General features: G+C 70.5%; 29 protein-coding genes. 5 read left to right on the forward strand and 24 right to left on the reverse strand.

The features are described 5' to 3' along the window. Positions 1-15 precede the first annotated feature (15 nt). From ACFYZS_RS31045 to ACFYZS_RS31145, 21 genes are all read right to left on the reverse strand, one after another. Entirely contained in the window at positions 16-840 is an 825-nt protein-coding gene (locus ACFYZS_RS31045; protein WP_389019728.1) for an FAD binding domain-containing protein, read from the reverse strand. After that, on the reverse strand, positions 837-3,242 hold the full coding sequence (locus ACFYZS_RS31050) for a xanthine dehydrogenase family protein molybdopterin-binding subunit (protein ID WP_389019731.1): 2,406 nt from the start codon (positions 3,240-3,242) through the stop codon (positions 837-839). Before ACFYZS_RS31050 ends, ACFYZS_RS31045 begins: the two co-directional genes overlap by 4 nt. 5 nt (positions 3,243-3,247) lie before the next feature. Next, positions 3,248-3,820: a (2Fe-2S)-binding protein gene (locus ACFYZS_RS31055; protein WP_389019733.1), complete on the reverse strand. Its 573-nt coding sequence runs from the start codon at positions 3,818-3,820 to the stop codon at positions 3,248-3,250. Next, the gene (locus ACFYZS_RS31060) at positions 3,805-4,419 is read right to left on the reverse strand and encodes an NADPH-dependent F420 reductase (protein ID WP_389019734.1); all 615 of its coding nucleotides are present in this window, start codon (positions 4,417-4,419) and stop codon (positions 3,805-3,807) included. Before ACFYZS_RS31060 ends, ACFYZS_RS31055 begins: the two co-directional genes overlap by 16 nt. 48 nt (positions 4,420-4,467) lie before the next feature. Further along, positions 4,468-5,952 carry an aldehyde dehydrogenase family protein gene (locus tag ACFYZS_RS31065; RefSeq protein WP_389019737.1) on the reverse strand — a complete coding sequence of 495 codons (1,485 nt, stop codon included), beginning with the start codon at positions 5,950-5,952 and terminating at the stop codon, positions 4,468-4,470. Between the two features lie 32 nt (positions 5,953-5,984). After that, positions 5,985-6,725, reverse strand: coding sequence for a type 1 glutamine amidotransferase domain-containing protein (locus ACFYZS_RS31070; RefSeq protein ID WP_389019740.1), 741 nt, complete (start codon positions 6,723-6,725; stop codon positions 5,985-5,987). Positions 6,726-6,794: 69 nt separating this feature from the next. Continuing rightward, a complete protein-coding gene (locus ACFYZS_RS31075; RefSeq protein WP_030157526.1) occupies positions 6,795-7,538 on the reverse strand; it encodes a MinD/ParA family protein in 744 nt (247 codons plus the stop codon). After that, entirely contained in the window at positions 7,538-8,806 is a 1,269-nt protein-coding gene (locus ACFYZS_RS31080) for a PP2C family protein-serine/threonine phosphatase (RefSeq protein ID WP_389019742.1), read from the reverse strand. The genes ACFYZS_RS31075 and ACFYZS_RS31080 overlap by 1 nt, the downstream gene beginning before the upstream one ends. Next, positions 8,788-9,252: an ATP-binding protein gene (locus ACFYZS_RS31085; protein WP_389019745.1), complete on the reverse strand. Its 465-nt coding sequence runs from the start codon at positions 9,250-9,252 to the stop codon at positions 8,788-8,790. The genes ACFYZS_RS31080 and ACFYZS_RS31085 overlap by 19 nt, the downstream gene beginning before the upstream one ends. 6 nt (positions 9,253-9,258) lie before the next feature. Continuing rightward, on the reverse strand, positions 9,259-9,570 hold the full coding sequence (locus ACFYZS_RS31090) for an STAS domain-containing protein (RefSeq protein ID WP_030157520.1): 312 nt from the start codon (positions 9,568-9,570) through the stop codon (positions 9,259-9,261). 65 nt (positions 9,571-9,635) lie between these two features. Further along, entirely contained in the window at positions 9,636-11,771 is a 2,136-nt protein-coding gene (glgX, locus tag ACFYZS_RS31095; protein ID WP_389019748.1) for a glycogen debranching protein GlgX, read from the reverse strand. After that, a complete protein-coding gene (locus ACFYZS_RS31100) occupies positions 11,768-12,130 on the reverse strand; it encodes an STAS domain-containing protein (RefSeq protein ID WP_389019751.1) in 363 nt (120 codons plus the stop codon). Before ACFYZS_RS31100 ends, glgX begins: the two co-directional genes overlap by 4 nt. A 37-nt stretch (positions 12,131-12,167) precedes the next feature. Next, positions 12,168-13,988, reverse strand: a complete 1,821-nt coding sequence (locus ACFYZS_RS31105) for an AGE family epimerase/isomerase (RefSeq protein ID WP_389019754.1) — start codon at positions 13,986-13,988, stop codon at positions 12,168-12,170. 1 nt (position 13,989) lies between these two features. Then, positions 13,990-14,421, reverse strand: coding sequence for a VOC family protein (locus ACFYZS_RS31110; protein WP_389019757.1), 432 nt, complete (start codon positions 14,419-14,421; stop codon positions 13,990-13,992). Then, entirely contained in the window at positions 14,421-15,032 is a 612-nt protein-coding gene (locus tag ACFYZS_RS31115; RefSeq protein ID WP_389019760.1) for a DJ-1/PfpI family protein, read from the reverse strand. Before ACFYZS_RS31115 ends, ACFYZS_RS31110 begins: the two co-directional genes overlap by 1 nt. Next, positions 15,025-16,638, reverse strand: coding sequence for a GMC family oxidoreductase (locus tag ACFYZS_RS31120; RefSeq protein ID WP_389019763.1), 1,614 nt, complete (start codon positions 16,636-16,638; stop codon positions 15,025-15,027). Before ACFYZS_RS31120 ends, ACFYZS_RS31115 begins: the two co-directional genes overlap by 8 nt. Positions 16,639-16,651: 13 nt before the next feature. After that, on the reverse strand, positions 16,652-17,023 hold the full coding sequence (locus ACFYZS_RS31125; protein WP_389019766.1) for a nuclear transport factor 2 family protein: 372 nt from the start codon (positions 17,021-17,023) through the stop codon (positions 16,652-16,654). Positions 17,024-17,036: 13 nt separating this feature from the next. After that, a complete protein-coding gene (locus tag ACFYZS_RS31130; protein WP_389019769.1) occupies positions 17,037-17,492 on the reverse strand; it encodes a nuclear transport factor 2 family protein in 456 nt (151 codons plus the stop codon). Between the two features lie 34 nt (positions 17,493-17,526). Further along, the gene (locus ACFYZS_RS31135) at positions 17,527-17,958 is read right to left on the reverse strand and encodes a nuclear transport factor 2 family protein (RefSeq protein ID WP_389019772.1); all 432 of its coding nucleotides are present in this window, start codon (positions 17,956-17,958) and stop codon (positions 17,527-17,529) included. Positions 17,959-18,011: 53 nt separating this feature from the next. Continuing rightward, positions 18,012-19,655, reverse strand: a complete 1,644-nt coding sequence (locus ACFYZS_RS31140; protein ID WP_389019775.1) for a thiamine pyrophosphate-binding protein — start codon at positions 19,653-19,655, stop codon at positions 18,012-18,014. 8 nt (positions 19,656-19,663) lie between these two features. After that, on the reverse strand, positions 19,664-20,488 hold the full coding sequence (locus tag ACFYZS_RS31145; RefSeq protein WP_030157505.1) for a type 1 glutamine amidotransferase domain-containing protein: 825 nt from the start codon (positions 20,486-20,488) through the stop codon (positions 19,664-19,666). A 267-nt stretch (positions 20,489-20,755) separates the two neighbouring features. On the opposite strand from ACFYZS_RS31145, the gene ACFYZS_RS31150 reads away from it, so the two are divergent. From ACFYZS_RS31150 to ACFYZS_RS31170, 5 genes are all read left to right on the forward strand, one after another. Beyond that, positions 20,756-21,028, forward strand: a complete 273-nt coding sequence (locus ACFYZS_RS31150; RefSeq protein ID WP_134074632.1) for a UBP-type zinc finger domain-containing protein — start codon at positions 20,756-20,758, stop codon at positions 21,026-21,028. Beyond that, complete coding sequence (locus ACFYZS_RS31155) at positions 21,025-22,746, forward strand: FAD-dependent oxidoreductase (protein ID WP_389019780.1); 1,722 nt, start codon at positions 21,025-21,027, stop codon at positions 22,744-22,746. The genes ACFYZS_RS31150 and ACFYZS_RS31155 overlap by 4 nt, the downstream gene beginning before the upstream one ends. A gap of 54 nt (positions 22,747-22,800) precedes the next feature. After that, positions 22,801-23,337: a hypothetical protein gene (locus ACFYZS_RS31160; RefSeq protein ID WP_389019782.1), complete on the forward strand. Its 537-nt coding sequence runs from the start codon at positions 22,801-22,803 to the stop codon at positions 23,335-23,337. An 83-nt stretch (positions 23,338-23,420) separates the two neighbouring features. After that, positions 23,421-23,756: a putative quinol monooxygenase gene (locus ACFYZS_RS31165; RefSeq protein WP_389019785.1), complete on the forward strand. Its 336-nt coding sequence runs from the start codon at positions 23,421-23,423 to the stop codon at positions 23,754-23,756. Continuing rightward, positions 23,753-24,232 carry a group II truncated hemoglobin gene (locus ACFYZS_RS31170; RefSeq protein ID WP_389019787.1) on the forward strand — a complete coding sequence of 160 codons (480 nt, stop codon included), beginning with the start codon at positions 23,753-23,755 and terminating at the stop codon, positions 24,230-24,232. The genes ACFYZS_RS31165 and ACFYZS_RS31170 overlap by 4 nt, the downstream gene beginning before the upstream one ends. A gap of 36 nt (positions 24,233-24,268) precedes the next feature. Here the strand turns inward: ACFYZS_RS31170 and ACFYZS_RS31175 are convergent, their stop codons facing one another. The 3 genes from ACFYZS_RS31175 to ACFYZS_RS31185 all read right to left on the reverse strand — a co-directional run bounded on the left by ACFYZS_RS31175 (position 24,269) and on the right by ACFYZS_RS31185 (position 25,412). After that, complete coding sequence (locus tag ACFYZS_RS31175) at positions 24,269-24,664, reverse strand: barstar family protein (protein ID WP_389019789.1); 396 nt, start codon at positions 24,662-24,664, stop codon at positions 24,269-24,271. After that, complete coding sequence (locus ACFYZS_RS31180; protein WP_389019791.1) at positions 24,661-25,116, reverse strand: ribonuclease domain-containing protein; 456 nt, start codon at positions 25,114-25,116, stop codon at positions 24,661-24,663. The genes ACFYZS_RS31175 and ACFYZS_RS31180 overlap by 4 nt, the downstream gene beginning before the upstream one ends. Before the next feature lie 74 nt (positions 25,117-25,190). After that, complete coding sequence (locus ACFYZS_RS31185) at positions 25,191-25,412, reverse strand: CarD family transcriptional regulator (RefSeq protein ID WP_030157491.1); 222 nt, start codon at positions 25,410-25,412, stop codon at positions 25,191-25,193. Positions 25,413-25,555: the final 143 nt, after the last annotated feature.

Genomic DNA, 25,555 nt, shown 5'->3' on the forward strand with positions numbered 1-25,555 from the left:
CCCCCTGGTGGGCGGTCAGGCGAGGGCCTGGTCTGCCCTCTGCAGCGCGCGGGCGGCGAGCACCCCCGCGAGGTGGCCGAGGTATTCGGCCGAGGTGCCGCGCCCGGGGACGAACAGCTCCCTGGGCTCGGCGCGGAAGGCCGCGAGCACGGCCTCGGTCGTGTACGGGCCCCCGCGCAGCCGGTCTTCGACCCCCCGCAGCCGCAGCGGGTGGGCGGTGGCCCCGGTGACCGCGATGCGCGGCCCCTCGGGGGTGATCCGTACGGCGGTGGCGCAGACCGGGTAGCGGGTGGCCCGGTCGGCGGTCTTCTCGAAGGCGGCGGCCCGCCCTGCGGCGGGCACCAGCAGTGCGGTGACCACGGCCGCGGCCGGGGTCCCGGAGACGGCGAACTCCTCTGCGGCCACGGTCCAGCGCCCGCCGGGTCCGGCCAGTTCGACCAGCGCGTCCGCGGCGATGGCCGCGACCGGCAGATCGGTGGCGCGCCCTCCGGCGGCGAGATTGCCGCCGGCGGTGCCGAGGTTGCGGACCTGGGGGTCCCCGTTGGCCCGGGCGGCGGCCGCCACCTCCGGGGCCTCGGCGAGGACCACCGGGTGGGCGGCCAGCTCGGCGAGCGTGGTCAGCGCGCCGATCCGGATCCCGTCGGCCGTCCGCTCGATGCCGCGGAGTTCTTCGAGGTGGCGTACGTCGACGAGCAGCCGGGCGGTGTCCTCCCCGGTGCGCAGCCCGGGCAGCAGGCTCTGGCCGCCGGCCAGCACCCGGGCGCCCCGGGTGCCGGAGAGCAGGGTCAGGGCCTCTTCGAGGCCGACGGGCCGGACGTAGTCGAACTCGGCGAGGATCACTGGGCTTCCCCTCTCAGGCGGCGCCAGACCTTCTCGGGGGTGAGCGGCATGTCGATGTGCTGCACGCCCAGGTCGGACAGGGCGTCGACGACCGCGTTGACGACGGCGGCGGCGGGCGGCACGGTGGCGATCTCGCCGGCGCCCTTGGCGCCCAGCGGGTTGTGCGGGGTGGGCGTGGTGGTCTTGTCGAGCGTGAAGAACGGCACGTCCGCGGCGCGCGGCAGGGCGTACTTCGTCAGGTCGGAGCTGAGCAGCTGCCCCTGTTCGTCGTATACGGCGGCCTCCATCAGCGCCTGGCCCAGGCCGTGCGTGATGCTGCCCTCGATCTGTCCGAGGACGATCTTCGGGTTGCCGATGTGGCCGGCGTCGTCGACGGCGGTGTAGGCCACCACCGCGGTCTCGCCGGTGAGTTCGTCCACCTCGACGACGGCGACGTGCGTGCCGAAGGGGTAGTTGAAGTCCGGCGGGTCGAAGTGGGTGGTCTCGTCGATGGCGGGTTCGATCTCGTGGGGCAGGCCCCAGCCGTACCACATGGCCATCGCCATCTCGGAGAAGGTCTTGGCGTTCTCCTCGTTGCCCTCCTCGTAGACCTTGCCGCCCGCGTAGACGACCTTGTCCTCGGGGACGCCGAGGAACACGGCCCCGGCCTTGACCAGCTTCGCCTTGACCTTCCGGGCGGTGAGGGCGACGGCGGGCCCGGCCATGCTGTAGGAGCGCGAGCCGTACGTGCCCTGCCCGTACGGGGCCTTGAGCGTGTCCCCCTCGTACACCTGGACCAGGGCCGGGTCGATCTCCAGCTCGTCGGCGGCGACCTGCGCGAACACCGTGTGGTGGCTCTGGCCGGTGGAGGCCGAGCCGACGGTGACGGCGACCTCGCCGGTCGGGTGGACGCGGATGTTCGCGCTCTCCCAGGTGCCGCCGAGCATGCCCTCCTGGGACATCCGGGTGGAGGGGCCGACCCCGCAGATCGCGACGTAGGTGGCGATGCCCACGCCGAGGCGCTTGCCGCGGGTGCGGGCCTCGGCCTTGCGGGCGGGCATGTCGGCGTAGCCCGACAGCTCCATCGCCTTGTCGAAGTTCAGCTGGTAGTCCCCGGAGTCGTACGTCCAGCCGAGGCCGTTGTCGTACGGGAACTTCTCGTTCGGCACCAGGTTCTTGCGCCGGACGGCGGCCGGGTCCATGCCGATCTCGGAGGCGAACCGGTCGACGAGCCGCTCCATCAGGAAGGCCGCCTCGGCGCGCCCGCTGCCGCGCTGGGCGCCGAGCGAGACGGTGTTGGTGAAGGCGGCGTACACCTCGCAGAAGGCGGCGGGGATGTCGTACATGCCGCTGATCGAGCGGCCCATCAGGGCGGTGGCGACACCGGGGCCGATGGTGGAGGGGTACGCGCCGAGGTTGGCGTAGCTGGTGGCCCACAGGCCGGTCATCCGGCCGTCGCGGGTGCCGGCGAGCACCACGTGCTGGCGGTGGTCGCGGCCCTGGACGGTGGAGTTCATCAGCCCGGTGCGGGTGTCCACCCACTTCACGGGGCGGCCGAGCGCCTTGGAGAGCAGCAGGACCAGCGCCATGTCGGGGTACAGGTACCCCTTGGTGCCGAAGCTGCCGCCGACGGTCGGGGCGATCACCCGGAGCTTGTTGAACGGGATGCCGAGGACCAGCGCGGCGAGCAGGAAGCGGTGGTTGTGCGGGCCCTGGGTGGAGGCGTACAGCGTGTACTCGTCGGTGGCGGCGTTGTAGTCGCCGACGGCGCCGCGCGGCTCGATGGGGCTGTTGATCGTGCGCTGGTTGACCAGGTCCAGCTCCACCGTGACCTCGGCCTCGGCCAGGGCCGCTTCGGTGCGCTCCTTGTCGCCGCAGGTCCAGTACGCGTTCAGGTTGCCCGGTACGGCCTCGTGCAGCTGGGGCGCGCCCTCGGCGAGCGCCGCGTCGGCCCGGGTGACCACGGGCAGCGGCTCGTACTCGACGGCGATGGCGGCCAGCGCGGCGGCGGCCTGGCGCGGGGTCTCGGCGACGACCACGGCGATCGGGTCGCCGACGTGCCGGACCGCGTCGCCGGTCAGGACCGGGCGGGCGCCGGGGAGTCCGTAGGGGTGGGGCGGGAAGTGGCTCTCGACCCCGCCGGGGATCCAGATGCAGGGCAGCGGCATCACGTCGGTGAAGTCGGCCGCCGTGGCCACCTTCAGCACGCCGGGCATCTGCTCCGCGGCCTTGGTCTCGATCGAGAGGATCTTCGCGTGGGCCACCGGGCTGCCGAGGATCGCCATGTGGGCGGTGCCCGGCAGGTCGATGTCGGCCACGTACTTCGCCTCGCCGCGCAGCAGCTGCGGATCCTCGCGGGCGTCCAGCGGCTGCCCGAGCAGGCCCGATCCCTGCAGGGGTGTCTCCCCCGTCACTGCGGTCATCCGTCTCACCCCTCCCGGCCGGACGCGGAGGCGGACACGGAGGCCGGCTCGGGGCCGGCGGACGCGGAGACGGCGGCGCTCCCGCCGATCTCCTCGGGCATCTCGGTCCGGGCGGCGGAGCAGGCGCGCTGCACGCCCCGTACGACGCTGTGGTAGCCGGTGCAACGGCACAGGTTGCCGGTGAGCCACTCGCGGATCTCGGGCTCGGTGGGCGCCTCGCGGTCCGCGGTGTTCTCGACGAGCTCGCCGAGGGCCATCACCATGCCGGGGGTGCAGAAACCGCACTGGGTCCCGTGCTCCTGGCGCAGGGCCTCCTGGAGGCCGCTGAGTTCGCCGCCGCGCGTGGTGACCCCCTCGATGGTGGTCACCCGGGAGCCGGCGGCCGAAGCGGTGAGGATCAGGCAGCTCTTGACGGAGCGTCCGTCGAGCTGGACGACGCAGGTGCCGCACTGGCCGGTGTCGCAGCCGACCTTGGTGCCGGTCAGCCCGAGGCCGTCGCGGAGCCGTTCCACGAGCAGTTCGTTCGGCTCGGCCGAGAACTGCTCGGGTCTTCCGTTCACGTTCAGTGAGAGATCCATGCCAGCGCCTGCGCTTCCGTGAGCGGCCGGTTGAAAAGGGGCCCGCCGGGCTGCTGGAGAATTCCTCCGGAGTGCAGCGAGCCGGTGTCGACGGGCGCGAATCCCAAATCCGCGATGATTCCCGCGACGATTTCCTTCGCCTTCTCGTCGTCGCCCGCCGTGAAATGGGCCAGGCGTTCGCCCTCCACTGTGCCAGCGACGGCGAGTGTCTCGAAATGCATGGTGTTCAGGGATTTCACGACCCGGGCACCGGGATACCACTCGGCGACCAGTTCGCTGGAGGCGCGGCCGCCCAGGTCCGCGGGCTTGCCGCCGCCGCCGAACGCGTTCGTGGCGTCCACCAGCACCTTGTCCTGTACGGCCGCGGACGGCAGGAGCCCCCGGACGCTCGCGTACGGCACCATCAGCACCAGCAGTTCGGCCTGGTCGGCGGCCTCGGCGGGGTGCGCCGCCGAGGCCGCCGGGCCCAGTTCGGCCAGTAAGGGGCCGATGGATCGGGGGCCGCGGGCGTTGGCCAATAAGACCTCGTGCCCGGCCGCCACCAGGATCCGCGCGAGGGTGGACCCGATCCGCCCGGTGCCGATGATGCCTGTGCGCATTGCCGCTCCTACTCCGTCGGTCGCTCAGTCGGTCAGCCGGCCGGGCACTCAGTCCATGCCGATCCAGACCGACTTGGTCTGCGTGTAGCTCTCGAGGGATTCCGGTCCGCACTCGCGCCCGTATCCGGAGGCCTTGTAGCCGCCGTACGGCACGGAGGGGTCGTACTGGTTGTAGCAATTCACCCAGACCGTGCCGGCCTTGATCTGGGAGGCCACCCGGTGGGCGCGCCGCAGGTCCTTGGTGTGGACCCCCGCGGCGAGCCCGTACGCGCTGTCGTTGGCGATCCGGATCGCGTCTTCCTCGGTGTCGAAGGGGATGATCGACAGGACCGGGCCGAAGATCTCCTCCTGGGCGATCCGCATGCCGTTGTCGACACCGGTGAAGATCGTCGGCAGGAAGTACAGGCCCTGGCTGGAGGCCCCTTCGGGGGTCCAGCCGGTCCCGCCGGTGCGCAGGATCGCGCCTTCCTTCTCGCCGACCTCGATGTACGAGCTGACCTTCTCGAACTGGCCGCGGTGGGCCAGCGGGCCGAACAGGGTCTCCGGGTCGCGCGGGTCGCCCGGCTTGAGGGCGGCGGCCCGGCTCACCAGGCGTTCGACCAGTTCGTCGTGGATGGGGCGCTGCAGCAGCAGGCGCGAGCCGGCCGTGCAGATCTCGCCCTTGTTGTAGTAGATGCCGAAGAAGGCGAGCTCCTCGGCGGCGTCCAGGTCGGCGTCGGCGAAGACGATGTTGGCGGACTTGCCGCCGAGCTCCATCGTCACCTTCTTCAGGGTGCCGGCCGATTTGCGGATGATCGTCTGGCCGACCGCGGTGGAGCCGGTGAAGGCGATCTTGTCGATGTCGGGGTGGCCGGTGAGGGTCTCGCCCAGTTCCACGCCCGGCCCGGTGATGACGTTCAGCACGCCGTCCGGGATCTCCGCCTCCTGGAAGAGCTCGGCGATCTTCAGGGCGGTGAGCGGGGTGGCCGGGGAGGGCTTGTGGACGACCGTGTTCCCCGCCGCCAGGGCCGGTGCGATCTTCGTCATCGACAGCAGCAGCGGGAAGTTGAACGGGGTGATGGCGCAGACCACGCCCAGCGGCTCGCGCAGGGTGTACGCGAGCTGCCCGCCGGCCGGGGCCCGCGAGGAGCCGTCGACCCGGGTGACGGCGCCGGCGTAGTAGTGCATGAGCTGGGCGGCCATGGGCGCGTCGACCGTGCTGGAGAAGGCGAACGGCTTGCCCATGTCCACCGTCTCCAGCAGGGCTATCTCCTCCAGGTCGCGCTCGATGAGCTCGCCGACCCGGTTCAGCCGCAGCGCGCGTTCCTGGGCGGACAGTCTGCTCCACGGACCTTCCTCGTACGCCTGGCGGGCGGCGGCCACGGCCGCGTCCGCGTCGGCGGCGGCCGCCTGGGCCACCGGTACGATCTCCTGGCCGTCCACGGGGCTGATGTCCGGCTCGGTACGGCCGTCCTGGGCCGGTACCCATGTGCCGCCGATGAACAGCTTCCCGGGGTTGGCCAAGGGCTGGTCGCTGAGCGCGCGCTTGGTCATGGCTGCCTTCCGGTGTCGGATGCGGGGGCGATCTATCCCTTGGCGAGCTGCTGCAGGAACGTCTCGGCAAGGGCCTTGGAGGAGTACGGGTTCTGGCCGGTCGTGAGCTTGCGGTCCACGACCACGTGCGAGTCCCAGATCTTCTCGGCCTTCTCGTAGCGCGCGCCGAGCCGGGTGAGCTCGGCCTCGAGGATCAGCGGCAGGCGGCCGGCCATGTTGGTGACCATCTCCTCGCTGTGCGAGAAGGCCGTCATCCGGTAGCCCTCGAACGGCCAGCGGCCTTCGCCGTCGCGCAGCGCGAGCAGCGAGGTGTGGCCGTGGCAGACCGTGGCGAGCGGCTTGTCCTGGGCGAGGGCCCAGCGCAGGATCTGGGCGAGCTCGTCGGAGTGGGGCAGGTCTCCGATCGCGCCGTGGCCTCCGCTGACGTAGATGCCGTCGTACTCGGCGATGTCCTTCTCTCCGAGGGATTCCAGAGCGAGGGGGTTCTTGAGCTGGGGGGTGCTCTCGACGACTCTCACGTACTCGGCGGCGTTGGCCGCGTCCTCGTTCGGCGAGCCCTCGGGGCGGACCCACTGGAGGAACTGCGGGTCGATGCTGGTCTGGTCGACCGTGGGGGCTTGGCCCCCGATCGTCGCCACGTCCACGGTGTGGCCTGCGGCCTTGAAGAGGGTGTAGGGAACGACGAATTCCTCGGCCCAGAAACCCGAGGGGTGCTGTTCCCCGTCCAAGAGGTGGAGCGTTGCCTTGGCCGTCATGACGACGAGAATCTTCATGACTCTCTCCTTGTTCTGGAATCGCTGCCGATTCAACACGCCCCCCGCAGGGGGCGTAAGGGGGGAGCGTCAGGCGCGCGATACTTCGTGAGGTGCGTCCAACGCGGAGATGATGGTGCGGAATTCACCGACCAGGGGGTGGTCGGGATGGGCTTCTGCGAATATGCGCTCGCCGTACAGGGCGGCCATTTCCGGCACATAGGGAAGGATTCCGGCCAGGGGGGCGCCGTACACCTCCTCCGCACGCCGGCGGATCCGCTCCCCGTCGATGCCCTCGGGGGCCATGCTCATGACCAGAGCCCGCCGGCAGGCCAGTCGCCCGGCGAGGGCGATGGTCTCCTCGACCCCCGAGAGGTCGATCCGATCGGCCCGGGCCATGATCATCAATACGTCGGCGCTCGCCATGGCGGTGACCGACTCGTTGTTCAGCCCGGCGTGGGTGTCGAGCAGCAGCACGTCGAGCGCGTAGCACTCCACCAGCCGGTCGAAGCCCTCCGGAAGCAGCCCCACGTCGTATCCGCTGGTCATGAGTTCACGCAGGGCCGCCGTGCCGGTCCGTGCCGGTACGACGTACAGCCCTGGCACGCCGACCTGCTGGGCGGTGGACTCGATCTCGCAGCGACCGAGCAGGTAGTCGGCCAGGGAGGGACCCGGGCCGAGCCGGAAGAGCAGGTCCAGGGTGGGCGACTGGATGTCCGTGTCGACCACCCCCACCCGGCGCCCCTCGCCCGCGATGAGCAGGGCCAGGTTCGCCAGTACCGAGGACTTGCCGGTACCCCCGCGGTGCGAGTGCACCACGATGGTCCGGGCCATCAGGCCACCGCCGTACGGCCCGCGGCCTTGGTCCGGTCCGCGTGCGGCCCCCGCGCCGCACGTGGCCGGTGCAGGGCCAGCATGGTGACGTCATCGTGCTGTTCGGCCGTTCCGGTGTGCTCCCGTACCGCGGTGTCCATGAGGTCGACCACCTCCCTGCCGCTCACCGGGGGGCCGGCGAGCAGCTCCAGCATCCGCTCGTCACCGAGGAAGCTGCCGTCGGGGCAGCGGGCCTCGGGCACTCCGTCGGTGAACACGAACAGGGTGTCGCCGGGGTTCAGCTGGGCGTAGCCGAGTGTGTACACGCAGTCCGGCAGCACCCCGACGGCGGGTCCCGTGACCTCCAGGGCGAGGGGATCGCCGCCCTCGGCGCGCAGCAGGAGCGGCGCGTTGTGGCCCCCGTTGATGTACACGAGGCTGCCGGTCAGCGGGTCGAGCACACCGAAGAACAGGGTGGCGAAGTAGCCCTGTCTCAGGTGGTTGCGGGTCAGGTAGCCGTTGGTGGCGGTGACCGCGTTGAGCAGCGGTGTCGCGCCGACCACCGGGATCCGCCGGCTGCCTCCGGCCCGCCCCGCGGCCACCAGGTGCTGCAGGCCGCTGTTCTCCGCGGTGTGCCGCAGCAGCGAGCGGATCAGCGCCATGAACAGCGCGGCGCCGACGCCCTTGTCGCAGACGTCGGCGACGACGAAGGCCAGGCGGCGGCCGCGGGAGATCTCGAAGACGTCGTAGAAGTCCCCGGCGACCTGCCGCGCGGGCCGGAAGCGGACGTCGATCTCCCAGCCTTCCGGAACCGGCAGCGATTCGGGCAGGAAGCCGGCCTGGATCTCCCGGCCGATCTCCAGCTCCTTCTCGTAGCCCATGAGTTCGGCGCGGGCGTCGGCTTCGCGCAGGGTGCGCCCGAGACCGGCGCGCTCCGAGCAGCTGTGCAGCCGGGCCCCCACGAGGGCGGGCAGGAAGGGCGGTACGAGGTAGTCGTGGCCGAGCCTGACGTGCTCCTCCAGGGCGGCGAACTCCGTCACCGTCCAGACGACCACGATGGGCGCCCCGGCCCAGCGGCGCAGCCGCCGTACCGCGAGGCGCACCGATTCGCCGTCGGCCTCGGCCGGGGCGAGCAGCACGTCGGCGACGGGCAGCTCGTCCAGTGGCCCGTTCCGCAGCTCCGTCAGCGTGCGGGCGACGAGCTCCGCGTCCATCGAGCGGAGCGCGTCGAGCAGTTCGAGCGGAGGCGGCGGGTACTCGTCGAGGATGATCACGGTCGTGGAGGGCATGGGTCCGTCCCCTCAGCGTTCACAGTCAGCGTGCTGATGTTGCGGCCGTCCCTGCGTACGTAGCTGAATTCGTCCACGCTGGTCAGCGCCAGGTGGATGCCGAGTCCGCCGATCCTGCGCCGCTCGGGGGGAATCCCGGGGGCGGGGGGCAGACAGCCCTCGACGGGGTCGAACGCGGGTGCCGAGTCCGCCAGGGAGATCTGCACCCGGCCGGGACCGGAGCGGCCGCGGACGGTGATCCGTCCGTCGCCGCCCCGGTACCCGTGCATCACGATGTTCGTGGCCAGCTCGTCCACGGCCAGCCGGATCCGGTACGCGGGCCCCTTGCCCAGGCCCGCCCGGCCGGCCAGCCGCAGGACGAACGCGGCGATGTCGCCCAGTGCCCCCAGCGTGGCGGGCACCTCCAGCTCTGCGGGCGTCCTCGCCAGTTCGACCATGTCACTCATGCGATTTCACTCATCGGAGAGGACGATGCTGCGGTCCAGCCCGGCCGTCCGGATGGTCCGGGACACGGGCTCGATCGCGCCGACCACCTTGATGGTCACGTGGTTCGCCACCTTCTGCTGGGCGAAGACCAGGGACCGCAGTCCGGCGCTGGCCATGTAGCCGACACCGGCCATCCTGATCTCGACCGTGCCGGTGCCGTGGCCGGCGGCCTTCTCGATGGTCTGGTGGAAGTCCGGCGCGGTCTTGGCGTCCAGCTCGCCCGCCAGCTCGATCACGGTGGTGTCGCCCTCGATGCTCAGGGACACGGAAAGCGGCATGTCAGGTCTCCTTCGGCGCTGCGGTTGGAGCGTTCGGTGGGATCAGGGCGCGGGTGCGGCCGGGGCTAGAGCTCGGGATCGGGCGTCCGGCCGACCAGGATCACGACCGAGCGCGGACCGATCAGGTACTTCCCGGCGTTCTCCAGCTCGGGCTCGCCGCCCGGGGTGCGGATGTCGTGCGGGGCCTCGGCCCCGGTGTCCGCGAACAGGTGCCAGCTGCGCCCGTGCGGCAGCGCGGGCAGCTCCAGGTCGTGCGCCTCCCAGTGCGAGTTCATGGCCACGTACACCACGTCGTCGTCCCCGGTGCCGCAGCGGGCCACGGCCAGCAGCCGGCTCTCCGCCGACCAGTCGGGCTGCCAGGCCCGCTCGCCGTGCCAGCTGATGTCCGGCAGTCCGAGGCTCTCGCGGACCTGGCCGGTGGGGTGGGAGGTGGAGCGCAGTTCGCGGTGCTGCCCGCGGAAGGCGATCATCTCCCGGGTGAACCGGAGCAGTTCGGCGTTCTCGTCGACCTGGTCCCAGTCGAACCAGGACAGCTCGTTGTCCTGGCAGTACGTGTTGTTGTTGCCCTGCTGGGTGCGGGCCACCTCGTCGCCGGACAGGAGCATCGGGATGCCCTGGCTGGTCATGAGGATGGCGATCGCGTTCTTCATCTGGCGCGTGCGCAGCCGGTTGATCTCGGGGTCGTCGGTCGGCCCCTCGGCGCCGCAGTTCCAGCTGTTGTTGTCGTTGGCCCCGTCGTTGTTGCCCTCGCCGTTCGCCTCGTTGTGCTTGTCGTTGTACGAGACGAGGTCGGCCAGGGTGAAACCGTCGTGGGCGGTGAGGAAGTTGACCGAGGCGGAGGTGCCGCGGGTGGAGTACAGGTCGGGCGAGCCGGCGATCCGGGTGGCCAGCTCCCCGGTCACCCCGGGGTCGCCCTTGAGGAAGCTGCGCACGGTGTCGCGGTACTTCCCGTTCCACTCGGCCCAGCGCCCGTACGCCGGGAAGTTGCCGACCTCGTAGAGGCCGCCCGCGTCCCAGGCCTCGGCGATGAGCTTGGTGTGCCGCAGGACGGGGTCGTACGCGAGCAGCTCCAGCAGCGGCGGGTTGGGCAGCGGAGTGCCGTCCAGGGCCCGGCCGAGGATGGCCGCGAGGTCGAAGCGGAAGCCGTCGATGTGGTAGTCGGCGACCCAGTGGCGCAGGCAGTCGAGCACGAAGTTGCGCACGACGGGGTGGTTGCAGTTGACCGTGTTGCCCGTGCCGCTGAAGTTGAAGTAGTACCCCTCCGGCGTGAGCATGTAGTACGTGGCGTTGTCGAGCCCCTTGAAGGAGATCGTCGGCCCCTGCTCGTTGCCCTCGGCGGTGTGGTTGAAGACGACGTCGAGGATGACCTCGATGCCGGCCGCGTGCAGGTCCTTGATCAGGGTGCGGAACTCGTCGCCCTGCATCCCGTAGCGTCCGGTGGCCGCGTAGCCCGCCTTCGGCGCGAAGAACGAGACGGTGTTGTAGCCCCAGTAGTCGAAGAGGTGCTCGCCCGTCTCCGGGTTGGAGCGCATGTTGTCGCTCTCGTCGAACTCGAACACCGGGAGCAGTTCGATGCAGTTGACCCCGAGCTCCTTGAGGTACGGGATCTTCTCCCGCAGCCCCGCGAACGTGCCGGGGGCGGTGACCTGCGAGGACGGGTGGCGGGTGAAGCCGCGCACGTGGGTCTCGTACACGACGAGGTCCTCGGCGGGCAGCCGCAGCGGTGTGTCGTCGCCCCAGTCGAAGTCCTGGAGGCAGACCCGCGAGCGGTACTGGTAGCCGCGGCTGCGGTCCGGCTCCACGCCCCACACGTCGCGGCCGGAGATCAGCCGGGCGTAGGGGTCGGAGAGGACCTGGCGGGCATCGAAGCGGTGCCCGGAGACCGGGTCGTAGGGGCCGTCGGCCCGGTACCCGTACTCGATGTTCTCGTGGTCGAGGCCGAAGACCGTCATGGCGAAGACGCTGCCGGTGCGGAACTCCTCGGGGAATTCCAGCTCGGCCATCGGCTCGGGCTCTCCGCGCTTGAAGATGACCAGGGTCATGGAGGTCGCCTGGTCGGAGTAGACGGAGAAACTGACCCCGCCGGGGACCACGTTGGCCCCGAAGGGGAACGGTTTGCCGGCGCGGACGCGGTACCCGCCCACTTCGTGGGTCGGGTACGCGTCGACGCGCAGCACCTGCTCGGACCGGGCCTCGGTCATCGCGCGACCGCTGTCTTGAGGGCCGACTTGGACTTGGACTGCGCGGCCGCGGCCTCGCCGGTCTCGAAGAAGTCGAGGAAGCCGGTGGCCGACATGACGAACCGGACTTCCTCGCTCACCCCGTACAGGGTGACGGCGACACCGGAGTGCTGGGCCTCGCGGTAGACGACGAGCAGGGTGCGCAGGCCCGCGCTGGACACGTACGTGACGGCCGTGAGGTCGATGCGCAGCGGCCGGCCCTCGCGGACCAGCGGCAGCAGGGCCTGCAGCAGCTGTCCGGAGGTCTCGCTGTTGATCTCGCCGGTGGCGACGAGGACGGTACCGCCCTTGTTGCGGCGTTCCTTGACGTTCAGAGACATTGCTTTCCCCTCTAGTCGGGGCGCCCCCCGTTGAGCGCTATGAAGTCACCGGGCGCAGCCGGACCTTGACCTTGACCCGCCCCTGGACGTCCGGCAGCTTGACGGTCAGACCGTCCGCGTCGAAGTCCCGGTACGGCTTCTCGTCGATCTCGACGGACGCGATCTGCACGGAGCCGGCGGGCAGCAGGTCGGGAGAGACCCGCAGCACGCGGTCGGGCAGGTTGGTCGGGTCGGGCTTGAAGTGGAAGTCCATTTCCCGCTTGTTGATCAGCAGGTTGTTGTAGACGGCGGACAGGTAGCAGAGCTCCGCCGAGTGGTACATGGACATCGAGTGGCTGCCCTTGAGCCGCTCCGTGCCGAGCAGGTACGGCGTACCGCTGGCGAGCACGTTGAAGTAGACGGCTCCCTCGTCGTGGTCGAGGAAGAACGTGTTGTAGAAGGCCTCCGCCTGACGGGCCTCGCGCAGGAAGGCGTCGCCGCCGACCGTGCCGTTCAGGATGAGGTAGGCGAGGATCGCCTGCTCCTGCTGCCACCAGGCCTTGCGGTCGTGCCAGGCGAAACGATACGTCTCCTGGTTCCCGTCCTTCACGCGCTCCACGACGTCGTACCAGCCGCCGCGCTGGACGTCGCTGCCGACGGCCGGCATGATCTCGCCGATCTTCTTGGCGAGGTCCTCGTACGCCGGCTTGGCCTTCAGCGAGTTCATCCGCATCAGGTTCCAGGCGATCTTGAGGTTGTGCCCGACGACCGCGCGGTTCTGCTGCCAGCTGTGCGCGGTGTCGTGCGACCAGTCGCGGAAGAAGCGCTCCTGGACGAACGGGCTGTTCTTGTAGTCCGGGAACTTGTCCGCGATGGTGTCGAAGGTGTACTCGAGGAAGTCGGCGTACCTCTGCTCGCCGGTCGCCAGGTACAGGTTGATCAGGTACGCGGGCGCGTGGTCGCCGACCGAGTTCCAGTTCTTGCGCTCGGCGTTCTCGCCGAGGGACTCGTGGTCCGCGCTGAACAGGATCGGGTCGATGTGCGAGTAGTAGCCGCCCTGCTCGCGGTCCAGGAAGAACTTGTCGAACAGCCGGATGGTGGCGTCCGCGTCGTTCTTGATCCGGATGTCACCGGTGACCCGGTACGTCTGGATCGGGCCGGCCAGCGCGTAGATCTGCTCGTACATCGGGATCGCGTCGTAGTCGTCGGAGAACTCCGAGGTGAACAGCTTGCGCTCGCTGTCCCCGTCGACGCTGATGCCGTGGTACCAGAAGACCACGTCCTCCTCGCTGTCCACGACCCTCATGTGCTTGCGCAGGTACTCGGTGCCGCGCTCGGCGACCTCCAGGTACTCGTCCTTGCCGGTCAGCAGGTAGGCCGAGGCCATGCCGTAGACCAGGCGGGAGATCGTGTCGGTCTCCTGGACGTGGCTGGCGGTCTTGTCGCCGCCGAGCCGGATCTCGGTGCGGTACTCGGTGAAGTCCACCGGGCCCTCGCCGAACTGCGCCCGCTTGTAGAAGTCGGCCAGCGACTCGATCTGCTTGACCCACCAGCTGGGCTCCTCGAACCGGTAGTCCTCGGCGCCGCGGCCCAGGAACACCAGGCGCTTGGCGTCGAAGCGCCCGCCGTGCTCCGGGTAGTGGACGCCGTAGACGAAGAGGAACCGCCCGGGCGAGAGCATCTCGTCGATGTGCCCGGAGGCGTCGATGTACGGCTCGTCCAGGTTGCGGACCAGCTCGGCACTCGGGTCGCCGGCCAGGGAGACGTCGAACTCGCGCCCGTCCGAGGTCTTCAGCCGCAGCAGGCGGGCCTCGGAGTCGAAGCGGGCGACGTACCCCGCGATGGTGTCGGAGAAGGAGAAGCTCACGGCGTCCGCCATGTCATGCACCGTCCTTGTCGTGTGAGCGGTCGTCCTCGAATCCCTGACTGACCTCGACGATCACCCCGTCGGGATCGCGGACCCACACGGTCCGCCAGCCGCAGATGAAGTCGTCGAAGTCCAGCGGCCCCAGGGTCACTTCGGCCGCGTCGCCCAGCTCGGCCAGGAACGCGTCCACGCTGTCGGTCTGGAAGGCCAGGTGGCGCATCCGGCCCGGGGCCTGCGGCCCGTCGTCCTGCGCCGGCCGGGCCGCTGCGGCGCCGGCCGCGAAGAGCTCCAGGTACGCGTCCCCCTTGCGCAGGAACACGATCCGCGCCTCCCCGAGGTCGACCACCCGGGCCCGGGTGAAGCCGAAGTACCGGGTGTAGAACTCCTCGGTCGTCTTCTGGTCCGTGCAGTTCAGGCCCACGTGCGACCAGACCATTGCGGCCATCAGGCGGCCCCCCGGCCCCGTCCCGCCGCGATCAGCTCGATGAGCCGGCGGGCGAAGAGGTGGTGGTGGGCTCCGGTGCGGCCGGTGACCAGGTCGCCGTCGACCACCACGTCCTCGTTGACGTACTCGGCGCCCATGTTGCGGACGTCGCCGATGAGGTTGTTGTGGCACACCACCTTGCGGCCCCGGATCTTGTCGGGGATCGAGGCGGCCAGCCACATGCCGTGGCAGATGATCCCCTTGAGGACCGTCGGCTCCTCGAAGGCCCGGCGCAGCAGCTCCGTCGCCGGAGCCAGCACGTCCACGTCCTCGGTGTAGCGCAGCCGGTCGGCCACCATGCCCGAGGGCACGATGATCGCCGCGTACCGGCGCAGCTCCTCGTCGCTCAGCCCCTCCAGGGACTTGTCGGCGGTGAACGGCGCCCGGTACTCGTGGCCGGAGAAGGTGATGGAGTCGTTGCCCCACAGCCGGGTCAGGAAGTCGACCTCGGCGCCCTCCTCGGCGAACCGGCGGCTGTAGTAGAAGATCTCCGGCTCGTAGAAGTCGCTCTCGACCAGGACCGCGATCCGGGTCCCGCTCAGCGCGCCCTCGCGCAGTACGGCGTCAGGCACGGGAGGTCCCCCTCAGGAAGTCCGCCGCGCGCTCGGCGATCATCGCGATGGCGGTGTGGCAGTTGCCCGACGGGACGGCGGGCATCACGCTGGCGTCGACGACGCGCAGGTTGCGTACGCCGTGCACCCGCAGCTCGGGGTCGACGACGGAGAGGTCGTCGATGCCCATGCGGCAGGAGCCGGCCTGGTGGTGGTAGCTCTCCGACTTCTGCTTCGCGAAGGTGCGCAGGTCCTCGTCGGAGACGTACCCGGGACCGGGCTGGAGCTCCTGCTTGTACCAGGGCGAGAAGGCCGAGGTCGCGAAGAGCTCCCGGGCCAGCTTGATGCCCTGCACCATCCGCTCCAGGTCCCACCGGTCGCCCAGGTAGTTCGGGTTGATCAGCGGGTGGGCCAGCGGATCGGCGCTCGCGAGCCGGATCCAGCCGCGCGAGACGGGGCGCACGACACCGGGAAGGATGCTCACCGTGTTCGGGTGGTCCTTGCCGACGATCACGTCGAACGGCACGTGGACGAAGGCGATCTGCAGGTCGGGGGCGGGCAGGCCCGGCTGCGAGGACAGGAACAGAGCGCTCTCGGACAGGTTCTGCGCCGGGGGCGGGAGTTCCTGGGTGACCTCGGCCATCAGCCCGGTCAGGACGTGGTTGTGGAAGTTCTCGCCGACCCCGGGCAGTGCCGCGACCGTCCCGATGCCGTGCTCGCGCAGCTGCTCGGGGTTGCCGATGCCGGAGAGCAGCAGCAGCTTCGGGGACTCGATCGCCCCGGCGGCCACGATCACCTCGCGCCGGGCCCGTACCGCGTGCGGACCGGGTGCGGCGGCCGCGCTGTGGCCGTCGCGGACGGTCCGGCCGGGGATCTCGGCGGGCGGTGCGAGCTGCGTGTACTCGACGCCCGTGCAGGTGTCGCCGTCGAAGAGCAGCCGGGTGCTCTGGGCGCTGGTGCGCAGCGTCAGGTTGGGGCGCTCCAGCGCCGGCTCCAGGTAGGCGGCGAGGGTGCCCTGGCGGCGCCCGTCGGCCACGTCGATGTGGTGCCAGCCGGTGCCGAAGAGGCCGCGCCGGGGCCCGTCGGTGTTGAAGTCGGCGATCTCCTGGTGGCCGAGCTCGACGGCCGCGTCGATGAAGGCGCGCGAGACCGGGTTGGGGCCGTGCTGCCCGGCGTTGGTGATGCGCTGCGGGCCGCGGGTGCCGGTGGTGGGCGCGGTGGCGTCCTCCTGGCCCTCCAGGAGGGCGAAGTACGGCAGGACGTCCTCGTGGCCCCAGCCGGCGGCGCCCTGGTAGGCCCAGTTGTCGAAGTCCGAGGCGTGGCCCCGGATGTGCATCATGATGTACAGGTTGCTGCTGCCGCCGGGGGCCTTGCCGCGCGGTTCGTACGTACGGCGGCCGTCGAGCCCGGGCTGCGGGACGCTGGTGTAGCCCCAGTCGACGGGCCCGCCGAGCAGCTTGTACCAGGAGGACGGGTCGTCCACCTCGGGCGGGATCCGGTTGCCGCCCGCCTCCAGGACCAGGACGGAGACGTCCGGGTCCGCGGAGAGCCGGTTCGCGAGCACGCTGCCCGCGGTGCCGGATCCCACGATGACGTAGTCGTACTCTTCTCTCTCGGCGATCGCCACGCGTCGGCCCCCCTCAGCCCTGGCCCAGCACCTGGAAGGGGACGGTGTCGTGGTAGTTCGCCATGTAGGCGATCTTTCCGTCCACGATCCGGAAGAAGTTCATGACCTCGGCCTCGATCGTCTCGCCCGCGGGGCTGACGGCGCTGAGGTGGGAGACGGCCGCGGCCTTCTCCCCGTCGACGAGGAAGTGCACGGGCTTGTTCTGGAAGACGCGGTACATCGTCCCCATGCCCTTCATCATCGAGCGCAGGACCTCCAGGCCCTCGATGTGTCCGGCGAGCTGCTCGTCCATGACCTGGTCGTCGGCGAACAGGTCGCACCAGCGGTCCCAGTCCCCGGCGTTGGCGTACTCGTAGTACTTCTCAAGGATCTGTCGTGCGTCCACAGCGCTCCTCCCCCTATCGGTCGCGGCGGGTTCCGTCGGGCGCGAAGGGCGCCCAGAACTGGCTGAAGGCGGTCGCCGAGTCCCCGAAGAGCCCGTCGCGGCCCTCGATGATCCGGCCGTCCCGCCACCGCATGAAGTGGAAGACGGGGTAGTCCATCCGCTCGTACGGGGACCGGCTCGCCTGGTCGGCGCCGTCGCGCACGGCGACGTTGCGGCAGACGTCGGCGCTGCAGTCCTCGCCGACGAGGACCGCCTGGATGTCCATCCGGAAGGTGCCGCCGGTGAGCTTGTGGGTCTGCCCCATCAGCTCCAGGAACGCGTCCAGGCTCTCGTACCAGCCGGCCAGCGGGTGGTTGCCCGGCACGAGCCAGCGCAGGTCCTCGGAGTAGTACTCGAGGATGCGGGCCCGGTCGCCGGAGCCGAGGGCGGCGTACGCCGCCTCGACCCGCTCCCGTGTCACTTCGGTCATCGTCGCTTCTCCTTCGGCTGCCCCGCGTCCGTGCTCAGAGCGAGCCGGAACCGGGCATCGGGGCCAGGTCGTTGACGGTGTACTGCTTGATCAGCGGTCCGTCGGGACCGGCCACGACCGTCCAGGTCTGGTCCGCGTCGAAGCCGAGCCACTCGCTGCGGGCGGCCGGCGGGTCCCAGATCTTGGCCTGCCAGTTGACCAGGACCCGGACGACGGCCCGGTCGCCCTCGATGACGGGCTCCACCTTCGTGACGGTGTGGACCTCGTCGAAGAAGCGGTTCGTGACCGCCTCGTACCAGCGGCCGAAGCCCTGGTGTCCGAGGAAGGTGTCCTCGGGGACCTTGAACTCCAGATCCCCCGTGATGAGGGGCAGCACCTGGTCCAGCGGAAGGTGCTGGTCCAGGGCCACGTACCAGTTCTCCGCGAAAGTGCGGATCGCGTCCTCGGTCAGCCGCTCGGCGGGCATGCGGTCTCCTCCTGTCCGTGGTGGTGTGCGGTGCGGTGGGTCGCGGCGGTGCGTCAGATCTGTACGTCGACCAGGAACGGTCCGGGGTGGTCGAGCATCCGGGCCACGGCGGCGACCGCCTCGTCCGGCTTCTCCACCCGCATCCCCTCGGCGCCGAGCGCCCGCGCCAGCCCGGCGAAGTCGATCTCGGGGTGCGAGAGGTCGAAGGAGCCCGGGAACCCGTGCTCCGGGATGTCCCGCTCCCGCCAGTACTGGGCGATGTTGTCGTCCAGCAGCCGGTACTTGCGGTTGTTGCAGACCACGAACTTGGCGTCGATGCCGTGCCGGACCGCGGTCCACAGCGCCTGGTAGGTGTACATCGACCCGCCGTCGCCCGCGAAGCCGACGACCAGTCGGTCCGGGCGGGCCAGCTTGGCGCCCACCGCCCCCGGGAAGCCCACCCCGAGCGAACCGCCCCGGGTGAGGTGGTAGTCGCCCGGGCGCTCCGGCGGCAGGTACCGGGTCACCAGCGGCGAGGTGGTCAGCGCCTCGTCGAAGACGATCAGGTCCCCGCCGGTGCGCTCGGCCAGGGTCCGCAGGAAGACGGCCATCGGCGTGCCGTCCTGCTCGGAGTCCGCGCCCCTGGCGGACAGCGCCCGCTCCCGGGTACGGGCGTCGAGCCGGGAGGCCGCGGCCGCCCGCCGCTGCGGGGTCAGCAGGCGCTCCAGTACGCCGGCCAGCGCGCGCAGCGCCTGCTTCGGGTCGGCGGCGAGTCCCAGGTCCACCGGGTGGTTCTTGGCGATCTCGTACGCGTTCAGGTCGATGTGGACGACCTTCGCGCCGGCCCGGAAGGGGTTCTCCAGCTCGGGGAACACCTCCGGGAAGACGTAGGTGCCGACGATCAGCACCCCGTCCGCCCCGGCGACGAGCTCCTTGCTGTGCGGGCCGAACATGTGGCCGGTCTGGCCGCGGCGCAGCGGGTGCGAGGCCGCGATGTTCACCTCGGAGGAATCCACCTCGTACACGTCGGCGCCCAGCAGCTCGGCGACGGCGGCGAGTTCGCGCTGGGCCCCGGAGAGCGAGACCCCGTCCCCGACGAGGATCACGGGCCGCTCCGCGGAGGCGAGCAGCTCGGCCGCCCGCCCCACCGAGGCGGGCGAGGGCGCCACGTCCGTGAGCGGCACCGCGGCCGGCAGGACGGGCTCGGAGTTCAGCTCGTCCAGCACGTCCATCGGCAGCGCCACGAAGACCGGGCCGCGCGGCGGGGTCAGGGCGATCTTGACCGCCCGCCGGATGGTGCGCAGTACGGAGTGCCGGTCGGTGACCCGGGTCGCGTACTTCGTCACCGGCTTCGCCATCGCCACCAGGTCGGAGGCCATCTGCGCGTCCATGGCGTCGTAGCGGACCCCGGCGTCCCCGGCGACCACGACGAGCGGGGTGTGGCCGCGCAGCGACTGGTAGAGCATCCCGATGCCGTTGCCCAGCCCCACCCCGGAGTGCAGCTGGAGCAGGGCCGCGCCGCCGGTGGCCCGGGCGTAGCCGTCGGCGATTCCGGCGGCCACGGTCTCCTGGAGGGCGAGGACGTAATGGAAGTCCTCCGCCGCGTCCACCGCGTCGAGGAATCCCTGTTCCACCGTCCCCGGATTTCCGAACATCACATTCAGGCCGTCGGCCTTGAACTGCTCGATCAGCCTTTCCCGTCCGGGAGTGGCTTCCATGATTCCCCCTACCACCCGTAACGGGTGAGACCGTCCTCCAGGACTTCCACGATCTTCTGCCCCGTCAGATAGGAATCGGGGGTGGAACGTCCGGTCACGAACGGGTAGTCGACGATCACCGAAAGCGGGTGGCCGAAATTCCCGTGATACGCGCCGCGCGGCCCGGTGGCATCGCGCAGGATGTACTCCAGCGGGTACGGGGGCGGGCCCATGTTGAAGTCGGTACCGAGGAATCCGGTGCCGTCCTTGTAGTCGTACTCCTTGCAGTGGCCGGTCACGTGCTTGCCCCAGATGATGCTCTTGCGGTCGCCCCAGTCGCGGGCGAAGGCCAGGCAGGCCACGCCGTAGCACTCGGCGGCCACGACCTTGCCGGCGTTCTTGAAGGCCAGGATCAGCGCGTGGACGCGCTCGTTGTTGGCGAGGTCGACGATGGGGCCGCTGCCGCCGACGATCAGGAGCGCGTCGTAGCCGGCGATGTCGGCCTCCAGCTTCTCCAGATCGCGGTGGTACTGCTCCAGCTTGCGCAGGTAGCCCTCGTCGCTGGTGTACGGGCGCTCGGGCGCCCACGCCTCGATGTCGAGCGGCGTGTCCAGCCGGCTCGACTGCTCGAACTCGCGCCCCAGCCGGGCGTTCTCCTCGGTGGTGACCGAGCGTCCCAGTGGAGGGTCGATGAAGTTCGCGTCGAGGCTCGGCGGAAGAGCGTGCGGACGCTTTCCGGTCGGCGTGGCGAATACGACTTCGTAGCCCTGCTCGTCGAACTTCGAAACGGGGCCTATCAGTTCTTCGGCCCAGTAACCGTGTTCGGAGACAATGACCAGAATCTTTCTGCTCACGGATTCCTCCAGGCGCCGCCTGTTGTCGTTGGCCTGACCCACACTGCTTGTGCCCGAGGGCTGCGTCAAAGCGCCCGTATGCGACTTCATGAGGTGGGAGGGCAGGTCGCGGGGGCACCTCAGGTAGTCGCTTCCGGAGGTCATGAAGTAGCCGCGAGACTTCATGACCTCGGCCGAATCACTGAACCATTACGGGGGCACCGCCCTATGGTCTGGACGCGCCGTGAATCACGGGGGCGCGAAGGATCGAGGAGAGGGACGGGGACGATGACGACGGACCTGTTGTGCACACACATCGATCAGATACGTCCGGTGAAACCAGGTACCGAGGGCTGCGAGGAGTGCCTCGCCCTCGGCGACAGCTGGGTGCACCTGAGGATGTGCCTCAGCTGCGGGCACGTCGGATGCTGCGACTCCTCCAAGAACCGCCACGCCACCAAGCACTACCGCACCAGCGAGCACCCCATCGCCGCCTCGCACGAGCCGGGCGAGGCGTGGGCCTGGTGCTACGCGGACAAGCTGATGCTGGACGCGGCGTGAGCGCGGCCCCGGAGAGCGCCACCGCCCCCGCCACGGCGGCCGCGGCCGAGCGCGCCGAGAGCAGGAAGCCCGTCATCCTGGCCGTGGACGACGATCCGCAGGTGCTGCGGGCCGTCCGGCGCGACCTGCGCAGCGCGTACGGCGACCGCTACCGGGTGCTCGGCGCCTCCTCGGCCGCCGACGCCCTGAAGATCCTGGACTCCCTCGACGAGCGCGGCCACGACCCGGCGCTGTTCCTCGTGGACCAGCGGATGCCCGACGTGACCGGCGTGGAGTTCCTGCTGGAGGCCGTCAGCCGCTTCCCGGACGCGCGACGCGTGCTGCTCACGGCGTACGCGGAGACGGACGCGGCGATCACCGCCATCAACCGGGTCCGGCTGGACTACTACCTGCTCAAGCCGTGGGACCCGCCGCACGAGCGGCTCTTCCCGGTCCTGGACGACCTGCTCTCCGACTGGCTGGCCACCTACCGCCCCGCGTACGACGGCATCATCGTCGCCGGGCACCTCGTCTCCCCCGGCACGCACGCCGTCCGGGACTTCTTCACCCGCAACGGCCAGCCGTTCCGCTTCCTGAACGTCGAGCGGGATCCGGAGGCGCTGACCCTGATCGCCGCCCAGCCCGACGTCGCGCTGCCGCTCGTCCGCTTCCCGGACGGGGCCGTGCTCTCCGCGCCGTCCGACACCGAGCTGGCCCAGCGCCTGGGGCTGGCCACCACCGCCTCGCGACCGCACTACGAGTGCGTCATCGTCGGTGCGGGCCCGGCGGGCCTGGCGGCCGGCGTCTACTCGGCCTCGGAGGGGCTCTCGACGCTGATGCTGGACTCCCGCGCCCCGGGCGGCCAGGCCGGCACCTCCAGCCTGATCGAGAACTACCTGGGCTTCCCCTCGGGCCTCTCGGGCGGCGACCTGACCCGCCGCGCCACCATCCAGGCCTCCCGCTTCGGCGCCGAGATCCTGCACCCGGTGGAGGTGGTCTCGCTGACCCGCGACGACCCGGCGAAGATCCTGACGCTGGCCGACGGCACGGAGATCAGTGCCGAAACGGTGCTGCTGGCCACGGGGGTCTCGTACAACCGCCTGGAGGCCCCGGGCGCGGACCGCTTCGAGGGCGCGGGGCTCTACTACGGCGCGGCGACGACGGAGAGCTCGGCCTGCATCTCGCAGCACGTGTTCATCGTGGGCGGCGCGAACTCCGCCGGCCAGGCGGCGGTGCACTTCGCCAAGTACGCGGCGAAGGTGACCATCCTGGTCCGCGCCGAATCCCTCGACGCGAGCATGTCCCGCTACCTGATCGACGAGATCGACCGCACCCCGAACATCGAGGTCAAGGTCCGCACGACGGTGGTCCGGCTGGACGGCGAGGAGCACCTGGAGCAGCTGACCCTCCACGACGCGACGACGGGCGCGGACACGCAGGTCCCGGCCCGGTTCATGTTCACCTTCATCGGGGCCCGCCCGCACACGGACTGGCTGTCGGGCGTGGTCGAGCGCGACGAGTACGGCTTCGTGCTCACCGGTTCGGACCTGATCGCGAACGGCGGGGAGCTCCCGGCGGAGTGGAGCCTGGAGCGCGCCCCGTACCCGCTGGAGACGAGCGTCCCCGGCGTGTTCGCGGCCGGCGACGTACGGGCCCACTCGGTCAAGCGCGTGGCCTCGGGGGTGGGCGAGGGGGCCATGGCGGTCTCGCTGATCCACCGCTACCGCTCGATGGGCTGAGAGCGAACACGAATCGCTTGCGATCAAGCGAGGGCCGGATGCAACGTTGATTACATGATTACATCCGAGCAGAGCGAGCAGCTTCGCACGTGGTTCGCGGACCGCCTCCCGGTGGACGTGTACGAGTCCGTGGTCGACGTCTCGGTCGACCGCGAGGAGATCACGGTCGTCGGGACCATCCCGGCGACCGAGTCCGTCAAGGAGTTCCGCGAGCGCACCCGCGAACAGCGCATCGAGGTCGCGCGGGAGGCGGAGGAGCTCTACCGCCGCAAGGTCGCCTGGGCCGTCCAGTCCGGCGACGACCGCGTCCTGTTCACGCACCTGGCGGTCCCGGTCATGACGCGCCTGCGCCAGCCGGAGCGCAAGGTGCTCGACACCCTGGTGGCGGGCGGCGTCGCCCGCAGCCGGGCCGACGCCCTCGCCTGGTGCGTCCGCCTCGTCGGCCGCAACACGGACGAGTGGCTCACGGAGCTGCGCGACTCGCTGGCCAAGGTCCAGCAGGTCCGCGCGGCCGGCCCGGACGTGGCCGACGCCTCCGACGCTTCCGGGGCCTCCGACGACGCGGACTCCCAGAAGTCTGGGTCGGAATGACGAAAATCCTCCCCACCGGGGCATGATCACGCAAGTCTGACAGCGAGCCGACCGGCACCCGATCACAGGGAGAGGCACGCCCCATGACCACCACCGTCGAATACATCCGCTACCGGATCGCATTGGACGACCAGCAGGCCTTCGAGGACGCGTACCGGCAGGCCGCGGAGGCCCTGGCCGCTTCGCCCGAGTGCATCGACTACGAGCTGGCCCGCTGCGAGGAGGAGAACGACCGGGAGCGCTACATCCTGCGCATCCGCTGGACGTCGGTCGACGCCCACCTCAACGGATTCCGCAAGGGCGAGCACTTCCCGGCGTTCTTCAGCGCGATCCGCCCGTACGTGAAGGCCATCGAGGAGATGCAGCACTACCGCGTCACCGACGTGGCCGGCCCCGGAAAGGCCGCACCCCAGTCATGAGCACCACACCCGGCAGCACCCCCACCATCTACGAGTGGATGGGCGGAGCGGAGGCGATGAACCGCCTCACGGACGCCTTCTACGCGCACGCCCTGCAGGACGAGATCCTGGCCCCGGTCTTCGCGGGCATGGACGCGGAGCACCCGCAGCACGTCGCCGTCTGGCTGTCGGAGGTCTTCGGCGGCCCGGCGGAGTACACGGCCCACCACGGCGGCCACCAGCACATGGCCACCAAGCACCTGGGCCGCGGCATCACCGAGAAGCAGCGCCGCCGCTGGGTGGACCTGCTGATGGACACGGCGGACGAGGTCGGCCTCCCGACGGACCCCGAGTTCCGCGCGGTGTTCACGTACTACATCGAGTGGGGCACCCGCATGGCCCTGATCTACTCGGGCCCCAACCCCCCGCCGGTGGACGCGGCGAAGATCCCGGTCTGGTCCTGGGGGCAGACGCCGCCCTGGATCCCGAAGAGCTAGGGGGCGGGGGCGGGGGCGAGCCCCCCGCCCCCGTGCTCACGTCCGACCCGACCGGGGCCCCGGCCCGGCCGGCGGCTCGGCGAGCAGCACCGCCAACTCGCCCGCACCGCCTTCGCGCCAGAAGTCGACGGCCTCCTCCAGGATCTCCTGCAGGGTCTCCCAGTCCCCCGGCCTCGCACCCGCGTACGACCGCCAGGACGTCACCACCAGCAGCCTCCCCGGCGCCTGCGGCAGCCAGGACAGGTCGATCAGAGCATCGGCCAGCGCGTCCCAGTTCCCGCCGAACCACGACGGCACCCGGAGCGCCGCTCCCCACCGCCGCATCAGCTCGGCCTTGCCCCGCACGCCGGCCAGGTCCACCCGGAGCGTCGTCCAGCCCGCCTCCTCGGCGGCGTCGAGCGCCGGCCCGAGCGGCTGCGGATCCAGGGTCATCGCAGGACCGCCTTGAAGGTGTCGTAGTGGTCGTCCGTGTAGTAGAACTCCCCGCCCTCACCGGTCACGATCCGCCGCGCCCCGCGGTCGCGCTCCCCCGGCGTCTTCACCGTGAACTCGTGGTAGTACCCGCGCTTCTGCCGGGGCAGGACCTTCTCGAAGTTCCCGAACACGGTCCCGTCCTGCCGGTAGGCGTACGGCCCGCCCCGGTCGATCAGCACGAGCACCTCCCGCGCCTGCGCCGGCAGCGCGTCCGCCCGTACGGTCGCCATCCCCTTGGCCCATGCGGGCGGCGGCGCGGAAGCGGCGGGACCCGGCGCGGAAGCCGAAGCGGAGCCGGACGGCGCGGCGCTCTGCCCACCACACCCCGTCACGCCGACCAGCGCAACGCAAAGGAACACCGCCCACACGGCACAACGCAGCAACGACCGGGGCACGTCCCTGAAGATCATGCACCGATCGTGCCAAATATCCGATTCGCTCGCGAATCGCCTGCCCGGTGGCGGTAACCGGGACAGCGACGGCCTCAGAGAGCGGACATCTTGGTGTACGGGCTCAGAATTCTCTTCTGGACCGACCCGAAGTCGACCAGGACAGCGATCCCCTCCTCGATACCGACGACACGGCCGAGGCCGTGCTCATCGTGAGAGACCCGGTCGCCGACGCTGAACTGCCGGAGCGGCGGTTCCACGGGGGCCTTGAACGGGCTGGACGGCAAATGGCGGCGAGGTACTGCTGACTTTGTCATTGAGACCAGTATGCGCCCCACAGCCCCCCGCACGGGCCGCCGTTCGGATCTCAATTGCGGCACCATCCGCCCCGGAAGGCGCCCCGGGCCCGGACAGGGCCCGGCCGGGGCGTCGGTGCCGGGGCGCCGCGGGCGATCCGCAA

Source organism: Streptomyces sp. NPDC001903, from assembly GCF_042891345.1.
Taxonomy (GTDB): domain Bacteria; phylum Actinomycetota; class Actinomycetes; order Streptomycetales; family Streptomycetaceae; genus Streptomyces.

Excerpts from the sequence above, each read along its gene's own strand:
- ACFYZS_RS31050 (WP_389019731.1), bottom strand. The coding sequence starts at position 3,242 with ATGACCGCAGTGACGGGGGAGACACCCCTGCAGGGATCGGGCCTGCTC.
- ACFYZS_RS31055 (WP_389019733.1), bottom strand. The coding sequence starts at position 3,820 with ATGGATCTCTCACTGAACGTGAACGGAAGACCCGAGCAGTTCTCGGCC.
- ACFYZS_RS31060 (WP_389019734.1), bottom strand. The coding sequence starts at position 4,419 with ATGCGCACAGGCATCATCGGCACCGGGCGGATCGGGTCCACCCTCGCG.
- ACFYZS_RS31065 (WP_389019737.1), bottom strand. The coding sequence starts at position 5,952 with ATGACCAAGCGCGCGCTCAGCGACCAGCCCTTGGCCAACCCCGGGAAG.
- ACFYZS_RS31070 (WP_389019740.1), bottom strand. The coding sequence starts at position 6,725 with ATGAAGATTCTCGTCGTCATGACGGCCAAGGCAACGCTCCACCTCTTG.
- ACFYZS_RS31075 (WP_030157526.1), bottom strand. The coding sequence starts at position 7,538 with ATGGCCCGGACCATCGTGGTGCACTCGCACCGCGGGGGTACCGGCAAG.
- ACFYZS_RS31080 (WP_389019742.1), bottom strand. The coding sequence starts at position 8,806 with ATGCCCTCCACGACCGTGATCATCCTCGACGAGTACCCGCCGCCTCCG.
- ACFYZS_RS31085 (WP_389019745.1), bottom strand. The coding sequence starts at position 9,252 with ATGAGTGACATGGTCGAACTGGCGAGGACGCCCGCAGAGCTGGAGGTG.
- ACFYZS_RS31090 (WP_030157520.1), bottom strand. The coding sequence starts at position 9,570 with ATGCCGCTTTCCGTGTCCCTGAGCATCGAGGGCGACACCACCGTGATC.
- glgX (WP_389019748.1), bottom strand. The coding sequence starts at position 11,771 with ATGACCGAGGCCCGGTCCGAGCAGGTGCTGCGCGTCGACGCGTACCCG.
- ACFYZS_RS31100 (WP_389019751.1), bottom strand. The coding sequence starts at position 12,130 with ATGTCTCTGAACGTCAAGGAACGCCGCAACAAGGGCGGTACCGTCCTC.
- ACFYZS_RS31105 (WP_389019754.1), bottom strand. The coding sequence starts at position 13,988 with ATGGCGGACGCCGTGAGCTTCTCCTTCTCCGACACCATCGCGGGGTAC.
- ACFYZS_RS31110 (WP_389019757.1), bottom strand. The coding sequence starts at position 14,421 with ATGGCCGCAATGGTCTGGTCGCACGTGGGCCTGAACTGCACGGACCAG.
- ACFYZS_RS31130 (WP_389019769.1), bottom strand. The coding sequence starts at position 17,492 with ATGACCGAAGTGACACGGGAGCGGGTCGAGGCGGCGTACGCCGCCCTC.
- ACFYZS_RS31135 (WP_389019772.1), bottom strand. The coding sequence starts at position 17,958 with ATGCCCGCCGAGCGGCTGACCGAGGACGCGATCCGCACTTTCGCGGAG.
- ACFYZS_RS31140 (WP_389019775.1), bottom strand. The coding sequence starts at position 19,655 with ATGGAAGCCACTCCCGGACGGGAAAGGCTGATCGAGCAGTTCAAGGCC.
- ACFYZS_RS31150 (WP_134074632.1), top strand. The coding sequence starts at position 20,756 with ATGACGACGGACCTGTTGTGCACACACATCGATCAGATACGTCCGGTG.
- ACFYZS_RS31160 (WP_389019782.1), top strand. The coding sequence starts at position 22,801 with ATGATTACATCCGAGCAGAGCGAGCAGCTTCGCACGTGGTTCGCGGAC.
- ACFYZS_RS31165 (WP_389019785.1), top strand. The coding sequence starts at position 23,421 with ATGACCACCACCGTCGAATACATCCGCTACCGGATCGCATTGGACGAC.
- ACFYZS_RS31170 (WP_389019787.1), top strand. The coding sequence starts at position 23,753 with ATGAGCACCACACCCGGCAGCACCCCCACCATCTACGAGTGGATGGGC.
- ACFYZS_RS31175 (WP_389019789.1), bottom strand. The coding sequence starts at position 24,664 with ATGACCCTGGATCCGCAGCCGCTCGGGCCGGCGCTCGACGCCGCCGAG.
- ACFYZS_RS31180 (WP_389019791.1), bottom strand. The coding sequence starts at position 25,116 with ATGATCTTCAGGGACGTGCCCCGGTCGTTGCTGCGTTGTGCCGTGTGG.
- ACFYZS_RS31185 (WP_030157491.1), bottom strand. The coding sequence starts at position 25,412 with ATGACAAAGTCAGCAGTACCTCGCCGCCATTTGCCGTCCAGCCCGTTC.